Annotated in this window: 9 protein-coding genes and 3 pseudogenes; 5 read left to right on the forward strand and 7 right to left on the reverse strand. The window is 71.5% G+C overall.

The window, feature by feature from the left end; translation table 11 throughout:
• Nucleotides 1-308: pseudogene (locus ACFUJR_RS37355) on the forward strand (type I methionyl aminopeptidase); the annotation flags it as partial.
• A gap of 82 nt (nucleotides 309-390) precedes the next feature.
• Here ACFUJR_RS37355 and ggt read toward each other — a convergent pair.
• Nucleotides 391-2,196, reverse strand: a complete 1,806-nt coding sequence (gene ggt, locus ACFUJR_RS37360) for a gamma-glutamyltransferase (RefSeq protein ID WP_383172676.1) — start codon at nucleotides 2,194-2,196, stop codon at nucleotides 391-393.
• A gap of 104 nt (nucleotides 2,197-2,300) precedes the next feature.
• Here ggt and ACFUJR_RS37365 point away from each other — a divergent pair, with 104 nt between their 5' ends.
• Nucleotides 2,301-3,068 (forward strand): hypothetical protein, encoded by a 768-nt coding sequence (locus tag ACFUJR_RS37365; protein ID WP_383172674.1) that lies wholly within the window; start codon nucleotides 2,301-2,303, stop codon nucleotides 3,066-3,068.
• On the opposite strand, the gene ACFUJR_RS37370 is transcribed toward ACFUJR_RS37365, so the two are convergent.
• On the reverse strand, nucleotides 3,040-4,278 hold the full coding sequence (locus ACFUJR_RS37370; RefSeq protein WP_383172713.1) for a cytochrome P450: 1,239 nt from the start codon (nucleotides 4,276-4,278) through the stop codon (nucleotides 3,040-3,042). The two genes, ACFUJR_RS37365 and ACFUJR_RS37370, sit on opposite strands and share 29 nt — an antisense overlap.
• A gap of 80 nt (nucleotides 4,279-4,358) precedes the next feature.
• The gene (locus ACFUJR_RS37375; protein ID WP_383172672.1) at nucleotides 4,359-4,970 is read right to left on the reverse strand and encodes a hypothetical protein; all 612 of its coding nucleotides are present in this window, start codon (nucleotides 4,968-4,970) and stop codon (nucleotides 4,359-4,361) included.
• Nucleotides 4,971-5,151: 181 nt separating this feature from the next.
• On the opposite strand from ACFUJR_RS37375, the gene ACFUJR_RS37380 reads away from it, so the two are divergent.
• Together ACFUJR_RS37380 and ACFUJR_RS37385 are read left to right on the forward strand one after the other, a co-directional pair.
• A complete protein-coding gene (locus ACFUJR_RS37380; protein ID WP_383172670.1) occupies nucleotides 5,152-6,324 on the forward strand; it encodes an Ig-like domain-containing protein in 1,173 nt (390 codons plus the stop codon).
• A gap of 123 nt (nucleotides 6,325-6,447) precedes the next feature.
• Nucleotides 6,448-8,001, forward strand: a complete 1,554-nt coding sequence (locus ACFUJR_RS37385) for an alpha/beta fold hydrolase (protein ID WP_383172668.1) — start codon at nucleotides 6,448-6,450, stop codon at nucleotides 7,999-8,001.
• 70 nt (nucleotides 8,002-8,071) lie between these two features.
• Here the strand turns inward: ACFUJR_RS37385 and ACFUJR_RS37390 are convergent.
• From ACFUJR_RS37390 to ACFUJR_RS37405, 4 genes and pseudogenes are all read right to left on the reverse strand, one after another.
• Nucleotides 8,072-8,295 (reverse strand): annotated as a pseudogene (locus tag ACFUJR_RS37390) (amino acid ABC transporter permease); the annotation flags it as partial.
• Nucleotides 8,296-8,357: 62 nt separating this feature from the next.
• Nucleotides 8,358-8,525 (reverse strand): annotated as a pseudogene (locus ACFUJR_RS37395) (amino acid ABC transporter ATP-binding protein); the annotation flags it as partial.
• Between the two features lie 151 nt (nucleotides 8,526-8,676).
• On the reverse strand, nucleotides 8,677-9,111 hold the full coding sequence (locus ACFUJR_RS37400; RefSeq protein ID WP_383172666.1) for a DUF6278 family protein: 435 nt from the start codon (nucleotides 9,109-9,111) through the stop codon (nucleotides 8,677-8,679).
• 75 nt (nucleotides 9,112-9,186) lie between these two features.
• Nucleotides 9,187-9,615, reverse strand: coding sequence for a DUF1707 domain-containing protein (locus tag ACFUJR_RS37405; RefSeq protein ID WP_383172664.1), 429 nt, complete (start codon nucleotides 9,613-9,615; stop codon nucleotides 9,187-9,189).
• Between the two features lie 56 nt (nucleotides 9,616-9,671).
• On the opposite strand from ACFUJR_RS37405, the gene ACFUJR_RS37410 reads away from it, so the two are divergent.
• A complete protein-coding gene (locus tag ACFUJR_RS37410; protein WP_383172662.1) occupies nucleotides 9,672-10,253 on the forward strand; it encodes a TetR/AcrR family transcriptional regulator in 582 nt (193 codons plus the stop codon).
• The last annotated feature ends 130 nt before the right edge of the window (nucleotides 10,254-10,383 follow it).

Genomic DNA, 10,383 nt, shown 5'->3' on the forward strand with positions numbered 1-10,383 from the left:
GGGGGGTGGTTGGGTTTGGCAAAGGCGGTGGGAAGGACCCCCCGGTGTTTTTGGGCGCCAGGGGGGGGGGCGGGGCAGGAAAGGGGCCCCGGGCCCCCCCAACGGGGCCCCCCCCGGGCCGGGGCATGCCGCTCCGGCACGGCATGGTCCTCGCGATCGAGCCGATGCTGATCGGCGGCGGCGGGGACGACCACTACACGGCGCGGGACGGCTGGACGATCCGCACGATGGACGGCTCCCGCGCCGCCCACGCCGAGCACACGGTGGCCATCACGGACGACGGCCCCCGGATCCTGACGGCCCGGTAGGGGCGGCGGGCGGGACGTCGCGTACGAGCCCCGCCCCTCCCCGCCCCGTACGGACGTCGGGTGGGCGGACGGGCCGCGGGAGCTATCCCGCCGGCCGCACCACCATCGCCGAGCCGCCGCCACGTCGCGCCTTCTCCGCCGCGGCGATCCACCGCCCGTCCGGCAGTCGCTGGACGCCGGTGGCCGCGCCGATCTCCGGGTTCTGCCGGAAACCGTGGCCGACGGCTTCGAGTTCGGCCCGCAACGGGCTGTTCCACAGCGCCGGTTCCAGCTCCGTCGTCGTCTGGTTCCGCTGGCTGGCGCGCGGGGCCGCGATGGCCTCGACGAGGGGCAGGTCCCGGTCCACGACGCCGGTCAGCGTCTGGAGCACGGTGGTGATGATGGTCGCCCCGCCCGGGGAGCCGAGCGCGAGCACCGGCCGGTCGTGCCGGTCGAGGACGATCGTCGGGGACATCGAGGAGCGCGGGCGCTTCCCGGGGCCGGGGAGGTTCGGGTCGTGGACGGCCGGGTTCGCCGGGGCGAAGGAGAAGTCGGTCAGCTCGTTGTTGAGCAGGAAACCCCGGCCCGGGACGGTGATCCCGCTGCCGCCCGTCGACTCGATGGTCAGCGTGTAGGCGACGACGTTGCCCCACCTGTCGGCCACCGTGAGGTGCGTGGTGTTCTCGCCCTCGTACGTGGTCGGTGCGGCCGTCCCCCCGCTGGCGCAGGCCGCCGGGTGGCGCGGGTCACCCGGCGCGAGAGGGCTGGTGAGCACGGCGTCGTCGCGGATCAGGCACTCCCGGGAGTCGGCGTACCGCTGCGAGAGCAGCTCCCGTGTCGGCACGTCCTCGAAGGCCGGGTCGCCGACCCAGCGGCCCCGGTCGGCGAAGGCGATCCGGCTCGCCTCGATGAAGCGGTGGAGGTAGGCGGCCTGCGGGGCGGCGGAGAGGTCGGTGCGCTCCAGGATGTTGAGGGCCTCGCCGACGGTCGTACCGCCGGACGAGGAGGGGGCCATCCCGTAGACGTCGAGGCCGCGGTAGGAGACCTTGGTGGGCCGGCGTCGTTCGGTCTCGTAGGACGCGAGGTCACGTTCCGTCAGATCGCCGGAGCGGACCACACGCGTGGCCCCCTCCCGCACCGGAGGCTTCCGGACGGTGTTGACGATGTCCCGGGCCAGCGGGCCCCGGTAGAGGGCGCCGACGCCTTCGCGGCCCAGCTTGTCGTACGTACGGGCCAGGTCGGGGTTCTTGAAGACGGATCCCACGGCCGGGAGTCGGCCGCCCGGCAGGAAGAGCTCGGAGGAGGCGGGGAAGTCCCGGAAGCGGGCCTCGTTCGAGGCCGTCTGGGCGCGGAAGGTCGCGTCGACGGTGAAGCCGTCACGGGCGAGGCGCTCGGCCGGTTCGAGCAGGGTGCGCAGCGGCTTGGTGCCCCAGGCGTCGAGCGCGGCCTCCCAGGTGGCGGGGGTGCCGGGGGTCCCGACACCCCGGCCGCTGGTCATGCCCTCCTCGAAGGGGATGGGCGCGCCGTTCTCCACGAAGAGGTTCTCGTCCGCCGAGGCGGGAGCGGTCTCGCGGCCGTCGATCGTCCGGACGGTCCGGGTCCTGGCGTCGTAGTGGACGAGGAATCCGCCACCGCCGATGCCCGCCGAGTACGGCTCGGTGACGCCGAGGGCCGCGGCCACGGCGACGGCGGCGTCGACGGCGTTGCCGCCCTTGCGGAGCACCTCGATGCCCGCGGCGGAGGCGTCGGCGTCGACACTGGCGACGGCTCCGCCGTACCCGACGGCGACGGGCTCCTTCACGGGGGGCGGTGGTGGCGGGGGGCCGGCCGGTGGCGCCGCGGCGCCCACGGAGAGCACGGTCACGGCGACGGCTAGCAGAGAGACCTTCCGAGCGGTGGAGCGTCCCACGTGTACCTCCAGTCAACGACCGTCCGCGCAGCGTAACTTCCGTCCCGCCCTCACGTCAGGACCGCCTCGAACAGCGGTGCGCCGTGCCGCTAGCATGCGCCCCCATGAATGAAGACCTGCGCAATGTCGTGCTGGGGGTCCTCGCGACCGGGGTCAGCGCCTCACTGGGCTGGCTGACCCGGACGTATCTGTGGCGTCGTGGATTCCGGCGCAAGCAGGCGTTCTTCGGGTTGCCCGGCGGGTCCGACTGCCTGCTCGTGGTGAACCGCAAGGCGGGCAGCGAGGGGGCGGTGCACCCGGTCGACGTGTCCGCGCTGCTGGAACTCTCCGCGCTGATCAAGGACTGCGGGGCGCTCCCCCGCATAGCCCAGCACGACGCCATCCGGCAGGGTCTCGGGGACCGTACCGAGTTCTGCGTCGGCGGACCGACGTCCAACCGCCGGATGGTCGCGCACCTCTCGTCCCTGCTGCCCGGCCTGACCATCAACGTGGACCCCGAACCGGTCGCCGACCGCACCATGGTCACCGTCGGCGGCGAGACGTACCGTGCGGACTGGGGAGTCACCGAGTACGTGGTCCTCGCCCGGCTCACCGGGGGCGAAGGCGACCGACCGGTCTTCCTCTTCTGCGGCCAGTCCGCGATCAGCAACCAGGCCGCGACCCGGTATCTCGCCCGGCACCACGAGAGGTTGGCGCGGAAGTACGGATTGGGTCCGTTCGTCCTCCTCCTCAAGGTGGTCAACTCCGACGCGTACGGCCCCGATGTGGTGGAGCTGGTCGCCGATGTCACGCGGGCCGCTCGGACCGCGCCGCCCGAGCCGGCCGAGCGGACCGAAACCCCCGCTACCGCACCCGAACCGGCAGGGTCTTGACGCCGTTGATGAAGTTGGAGACGAGACGCCGGGGCGGTGCGGTGAGCACGAGGTCGTCCAGGGTGTCGCGTACCTCCTCGTGCAGGACGCGGAGTTGGAGCCGGGCGAAGTGGGCCCCGAGGCAGACGTGCGGACCCTCGCCGAAGGAGACGTGCGGGTTCGGAGTCCGGTCCAGGTCGAGCCGGTGCGGGTCGGTGAAGACGCGTTCGTCGTGGTTGGCGGAGGCGTGGAAGACGACGACCTTGTCACCCGCGGCGATGGGCCGGCCGGCGAGTTCGGTGTCGTGGGTGGCGGTGCGGCGGAACGAGAGCACGGGCGGGTGCCACCGCAGCAGTTCGTCGACGGCCCGCTCGACGCCGGTCTCGCCGCTCCAGAGCCGCCGCCGTTCGTCCGGGTGTCCGGCGAGGGCGAGCAGCCCGCCGGGGGCGGCGCTGCGGACCGTGTCGTTGCCGGCGACGGTCAGCAGGAAGAAGAACATCTCCAGCTCGGCGGGGCGGAGTTCCGAGGTGGCGAGCGTGGTCATGATGTCGTCGGCGGGATTCTTCCGCTTGTACGCGGCGAGCTCCTGGGCGTAGTCGAACATCTCGGCGAGCATGGCGGGCGACCGGGGATTGACGGGCCGGCCCCGGTCGTCGAGGACAGGCGGCTCGTCGGGGTCCTGGTAGGCGATGACCCGCTCGGTCCAGCCGAACAGCAGGCCCCGGTCGCTCGCGGGTACACCGAGCAGGTCGGTGAGGTTGAGGAGCGCGTAGTCGTCGGTGACGGCGTGGACGAGGTCGACCTCGGGGCCGGCGTCGACGGCTGCCTTCAGCAGCTCGCGGGCGCGCGCCCGCGCGGTCCCGGCGAACCGCTCGATCCGCCCGGGGGTGAAGGCGCGGCTGACGAGCCGCCGCAGCCGGCCGTGGCGCGGAGGGTCCTGGTTGAGCATCATCCGCCGGATGAAGGGCAGATCGGCCGGGTCGGGGTCGCGGATCTGGGTGGCGCCGAGGTACGAGGAGTACGCGGCGGAGTCCTTGAGCACCCGTACGACGTCGGTGTGGCGCGTCACGGCCCAGAACCCGGTCCCGGCGGGCCAGCCGAGGACTTCGTACTCCTCCTGCCAGGCGACGGGCCACCGGTCGCGCAGCGCCCGGAAGGCCTCGTGGGGAATCCCCTCGGCGTAGATCCGGGGGTCGAAGACGTCGGGCACGTCACGGCCTTCGCCGTCCACGCCGCCGCCGTCCACTCTCTCGTCGCTGTCCACGCCCCCAGCTTGCGGCGACGGCGGCCGGAATACCAGGTCCGGAAGGATCAACTCGCTTCGGCACGGGTCCACAGGGTGAGGTCACTGCTGGTCGCGACGGCGAGCGTCCGCCCGGAGGGCGAGAAGCCGACGGCGCGCAGTTCCGACCAGCGGGGGTGGAAGACGTGCCACCACTTCTCGCCGTGCGGATCGCGGTGGAGCATGCCTCCGAAGGCACTCAGCAGGACCCGTTCGTTCGGCCAGTCGGGGCCGACGACGTCGACGTGCCACCCGCCGGAGGCGGTGGTGTGCAGCCCGCCTCCGTACAGCCCGGCGATCCGCACCCGTGTCCCGGCGAGCGGCCCCAGCCCGGGACAGGAGAGGTCCGGACCGTCGGGGATCTCACCCTCGGGGTCCCGGTCCCGAGCGATCCGCTCCCCTGTGGTGGCGTCGAACAGCCCGTGCCCGGCGTGCGAGACGACCATCACGAGGTCTCGCCCACGCTCCGGATCCAACCCGAACCCGATCCCGACGAGCCCTCCGACGGGCGCGCACGTCTCGAACACGGACCGCCAGGGGGCGGGCGCCGCGACCTGAGGTGCGGCCAGAACCCGCTCCCGCAGGGCCTGTTGGTACGCGGTGAGACCCGGCAGCGCCGAGCCGTGGGACGAGGGGGACATGGCGCCGATCGCGGGTCGGGAGGTTGTCCGGCCCATCATGGCAGGTCGGCGGGGTGCCGCAGGGTGTCGGGTATCGCCCATGTCACATCCGACATCAGCGAAATAGTCCACATATTCGGAACCGATCCCGGCCATCGGCACTCTCACCCCCCGCAAGAGATCACCACCGGAGGTCGTCCTCGTGAACCGCATACCCGCGCCCGCCCTGCTCGTCACCGCCGCCCTGACCCTGGGGCTCTGTGCGTGTTCCGGCGGTTCGGGTGGAGCGGGCGGCCCAGGAGGTGACGACAAGCAGGCCCCGCCGAAGACGCGGATCTCGGTGAACCTGACCGGGGACGAGGCACGGGCCGGCGAGCCCGTCACCGTGACGCTGGCCGAGGGCGAGCGGCTCAAGGAGGTGAACGTCACCGACTCCAAGGGCGCCCGGCTGGAGGGGAAGGTGGCGGCGGACGGGAGGAGCTGGACGTCCGCGCGACGGGCGGCGCCCGGGACGGCGTACGCGATCGAGGCGCGGGACGCCGCCGGGGGCAGCGCGAAGGCCGCGTTCACCACCGCCGCCCCCGACAAGGTCAACAAGCTGACCCTGGCACCCGGTAAGAACACCACCGTCGGCATCGCCCAGCCGCTGTCGATCGTGTTCGACCACCCGGTGAAGAACAAGGCGGACGTCGAGAAGCACCTCAAGGTCACCACCTCGGACAACACCGAGGGCTCGTGGGGCTGGATGCAGGACTGGTCCGGCAAGGACCGGGTCGACTGGCGGCCGAAGGAGTACTGGAAGTCCGGTACGAAGGTCACCCTCGACGCCACGCTGAGCGGGATCGACTCCGGCGCCGGCGGCTGGTTCGTCCGCGACTACACCACCACGTTCTCGATCGGCCGGAACCAGCTGGTCAAGGTGGATCTCGACAACCACCGGCTCACGCTGCTGCGTGACGGGCAGACCGTCAAGGACGTGCCCATGTCAGCAGGCACACCGGGCGGCGAGAAGGCGTCCTGGCGCGGCAGGACCGTCCTGATGTCCAAGGAGGGCACCATCAACATGCGTTCCGAGACCGTCGGCCTCGGTGACGCGTACGACAAGATGGTCGACTACTCGATGCGCCTGACCTGGTCGGGGATGTACGCCCACGCGGCCCCCTGGAACGCGGCGTACTTCGGCAGCGCCAACAAGAGCTCCGGCTGCATCGGGATGAGCGACGCGAACGCGCGGGGTGTATACGACGCGGTGCAGGTGGGCGACCCCTTCGAGATCACGGGGTCCGACGCCAAGGGGACGCAGGCGCTGAACAACGGCTACGGCGAGTGGAACCTCTCCTGGACGGAGTGGCAGGCCAAGAGCGCGCTGCGCTGATCTCGCGTTCAACAATCGTTACCCTCGCGTAACTTACCGACCAGTTACCCCAGGTAAGCCTGGCCGGTTACCGTCGGGTCACTTTGCACTGTCCCCACCAGTGACACGAGTGAGGAGTGACCCGTGCGTACATCTCTCGTCTTCGCCGTCTCGGCCGCCCTGGTGGCCGGGACGGCCCTCGGGCTCGCCCCCGCCGCCCACGCCGCGGAGTCCGGCACGCCCGTACGCTTCGTCGACATCGCCGGCGACGGCGGCACCGTCCTCAAGGCCAATGTCGTCACCCCCGCCGGTGCCGACGGCTCGGCCCGCTACCCCGTGATCGTGCTCCCCACCAGCTGGGCCATGCCCCAGATCGAGTATCTGGCCCAGGCCCGGAAACTCGCCGACTCCGGCTACGTCGTGGTGAGTTACAACTCGCGCGGCTTCTGGCAGTCCGGCGGCCAGATCGAGACCGCGGGGCCCAAGGACGTCGCCGACGCGTCCAGGGTCATCGACTGGGCCCTGGCCCACACCCCCGCCGACCCCTCGAAGGTCGGTATGGCGGGCGTCAGTTACGGCGCCGGCATCAGCCTGCTCGCCGCCGCGCACGACGACCGGATCAAGGCCGTCGCGGCCCTCAGCGGCTGGGCCGACCTCATCGAGTCCATCTACAGCGGCCGCACCCAGCACCTCCAGGCCGCCGGGCTGCTCGGCGGCGCGGGCTACCTCACCGGCCGCCCGGGACCCGAACTCCAGCAGATCCTGGGCGACTTCCTCTCCTCCGACCTCACCAAGGAGGGGGAGATGATCGAGTGGGGCAGGAAGCGCTCCGCGGTCACCTACCTCGACCGGATCAACGCCAACGGCGCCGCGATCATGCTCGGCAACGCCTGGGGCGACACCATCTTCCCGCCCAACCAGTACGCCTCCTTCTACGAGAAGCTCCAGGGCCCCAAGCGTCTGGAGTTCCGCCCCGGCGACCACGCCACCGCCGAGGCCACCGGTCTGCTCGGACTGCCCAACGACACCTGGACGAGCGCCCACCGCTGGTTCGACCGCTACCTCAAGGGCACCGACAACGGCATCGACCGGGAGCAGCCCGTCCAGCTCAAGTCCCGTTCCACCGGCGGCTACGAGGGCTACCCGGACTGGAAGTCGGTCGGGGCGAACGAGCGGAAGTTCGCGCTCGGCAGCACCCAGCGGATCTGGGCGAACGTCGACTCCGGTGCCAACGGCGGCGTCGTGATGCTCACCAGCCTCCTGGACCAGCTGTTCAGGACCCCGCCCGTGGCCTCGATCCCCCTCCTCCCCCGCGCCTTCGCCGGCGTGTGGCAGTCCGAGCGGTACGGCACGCCCCAGAAGGTGCGCGGCACGGTGAAGGTGCACACCACGGTCACCTCCACCAAGGAGAGCGGCACCCTCGTCGCGTATCTCTACGACGTGGGCCCGCTCGGATTCGGCAAGCTGGTCAGCAATGCCCCCCACACCTTCCACGGCAAGACGCCCGGCACACCGTTCGGTGTCGACCTGGAGCTGTTCTCCACGGCCTACGACGTGCCCGCGGGTCACCGTCTCGCCCTGGTCGTCGACACCGTCGACCCGCTCTACATCGAGCACAACCCGACCGGCGCGCAGCTGACCTTCTCCTCCCCGGAGTCCGACCCCTCGTACGTGGCGGTTCCCCTGCGGGCGGAGTGATCACCGGCTGCTGCCGGGCGGGTATGGCTCCCTGCGCGCTGCTGCGCGGCGGCCGGGCCCTTGGAAGGGCCCCACCCGGCAGCAGCGTCCCTGGTTCGGCCGGAGCGAGGTCGACGGCCTGTGTCCCGGGACCGCGCCGCTCTCTCCTGGCCACCCATGCGGCGGCCAGGAGAGCAGGACGCACATCCCGGTGCAGATCGGCGGGATGACCATGACGACGGGGATGATCGGCAGGTCGCGGTCGAGGTTCGACGCGATCAGCTTGTTCGCGTGCGGGAACTCCTCGTACGTGACATCGCCGGGTCGAGGGCGGAGGCCGGCTCGCCGAGGAGCGGCGCCCTGCGCTTGCGGACCTGGCGGTTCACGGCCCGGCAGCGCGTCGACTTGCCCGATCCGTACGGTCCGACGACCACGACCACCTCCCCGCGGCCGACGGTGAGAGTGATCCCCTGCGGCACGTGCACGGTGCCGTAGTGCTTGTTGACGTCACGCAGCTCGATCAACGGATCGGCGACGACTGTCATACGCTCCCCTGCCCCCTTCTCGGCTCTGTCGAGGTCAGCGCAAACTATCCATCCCGAAAGGGGCTTCACGCTCGACACGCATAAGAGCGGCATAAGCCGTATTTACTGCAAGGGGGTGGTGCGTGACCGGCCGGGGGCGGTGCGCCAGGGGTCAGAACTCGGCGGCCTCCCCGTACACCTGGGAGAGTTCGGGCGATCCGCTCATGGCCCACTCGAGCCCCGCCTCGACCGCGTTGATCTCACGACCGGAGGCCAGCCGCACCACGGGCTGCCCGCCGGGCCACACCTGCCAGCTCGCACCTGGCACGTTCCGCACGATGACGGTGCCCAGATAGAGCCCGGCGTCGTTGCCCAGCCAGGGCAGCTCCTCCGGATCGTCGCGCCAGCGCGGCGGGAGCTGATCGAGGGCGGCGAGCGACTGCGGGGTGTCGTCGAGTGTCACCCCGGCGTCCTGGACCCTGGCGCGCAGCAGCTCACACTCGGCGAGCAGCTCACCCACTCCCTCGGGGTCGCGATCGAAGGCCGCGGCCAGGGGGTGCTCGGCCTCATGCCGCTTGCGCCAGTTGTCCAGGAACGGGATGTTCATCCGAACAGCGTCGCATTTCACCCTCCCGTGGCACCACCCGGCGCGCGGTGATCGTCTGCGGGGCCCCGGGCGCGGTCAGCTCTTGCCGCCCTCGTCGCCGCGGCGGGGCCAGATCGCCACGGCGAGGAGGACCGCCGCCCACACCCCCAGCGGGGCGACCGGCCAGTAGTACGTCAACTCCCCCTTCTGCAGGCAGCGCACGCCCCAGGCAGCCGACATGATCACCAGCCCGCCGAGCCAGTACCGCCACTCCGCGAGCCACTCCGCCATGTCGCTTCGGCCCCTTTCCGCTCGGGTCGGCGTCGGGGCCGGCAGGTCGGCGGTGAGGGTGCCGAGGTCGTCGGCAGTGCGTGCGCGCAGGGCCGCCTGGACCCTGCTCGTGTGTTCCGGGGCGTCGAGCCGGCCTTCGGCCAGCGCCGCAGCCAGGATGCCCAGGACCCGATCGCGGTCGGCGTCCGAGACGCGCACCGCGGGCGTGGAGGGTTCGCTGTGGCCGTCGTCCATCGTCTTCCCCGTTCATCGTTAGAATACGACTGTATCTCAAAGAGGGAAGGCGGCCCATGCCGAAGACAGTCGACCGGCCCGAGCAGCGCCGACAGATCGGCGCCGCGCTGCTGCGACTCGCCGCCGAGCGCGGCCTGGACCAGATCAGCGTGCGCACCGTGGCCGCGGCCAGCGGCCGGTCCGCCGGGGCGGTGCAGAAGTACTTCCGCTCCAAGGAGGAGATGCTGGTCTTCGCCGCCGAACTCGCCGGTGAGCGCGTCGAGGAGCGCATGGCGCTCGTGGACACCGGCCTCCCGCTGCGCCAGGCGTTGCGCGAGCTGGTCCTCACCACGCTCCCGCTGGACGACGAGCGCCGCGCCGAAGCCGCCGCACAGCTTGCCTTCGCCGTACAGGCGGCCCACCACCCCCGTCTCGCCGCGATCCGACGCCAGGTCGACCAGGACGTCAGGGAGGTCCTCGCGGCATGGCTCGACAGCGTCGGCTGCCCCGGCGCCGGAGCCACCGCCGATGCCGTCATCGCGCTCAGCGACGGGCTCGCGCTTCGGATGCTCTACACACCCGCCGAACAGACCTCACTCCTCGACGCCCTCGACCGCGCACTCGACGTGCTGACACCGGACGAGCCGTCGGCGACCTGAGCCGGTTGCCGGTGGCACGTCACGCCGACAAGCGGCCCGCTGATGCTCCTATTGCTGTCAAGCGGCTTGGAGCCACTTGCGGTAGGCGTGAGTGAGGTCGTCGTCCCTGCTGAGTCCTCTTTCGAGCCTG

This window comes from Streptomyces sp. NPDC057271 (assembly GCF_042668715.1).
Taxonomy (GTDB): domain Bacteria; phylum Actinomycetota; class Actinomycetes; order Streptomycetales; family Streptomycetaceae; genus Streptomyces.

What these genes read in the sequence shown, in the direction of transcription:
- ACFUJR_RS37410 (WP_383172662.1), top strand. Translation starts at nt 9,672, where the DNA reads ATGCCGAAGACAGTCGACCGGCCCGAGCAGCGCCGACAGATCGGCGCC.
- ACFUJR_RS37405 (WP_383172664.1), bottom strand. Translation starts at nt 9,615, where the DNA reads ATGGACGACGGCCACAGCGAACCCTCCACGCCCGCGGTGCGCGTCTCG.
- ACFUJR_RS37375 (WP_383172672.1), bottom strand. Translation starts at nt 4,970, where the DNA reads ATGTCCCCCTCGTCCCACGGCTCGGCGCTGCCGGGTCTCACCGCGTAC.
- ACFUJR_RS37365 (WP_383172674.1), top strand. Translation starts at nt 2,301, where the DNA reads ATGAATGAAGACCTGCGCAATGTCGTGCTGGGGGTCCTCGCGACCGGG.
- ACFUJR_RS37400 (WP_383172666.1), bottom strand. Translation starts at nt 9,111, where the DNA reads ATGAACATCCCGTTCCTGGACAACTGGCGCAAGCGGCATGAGGCCGAG.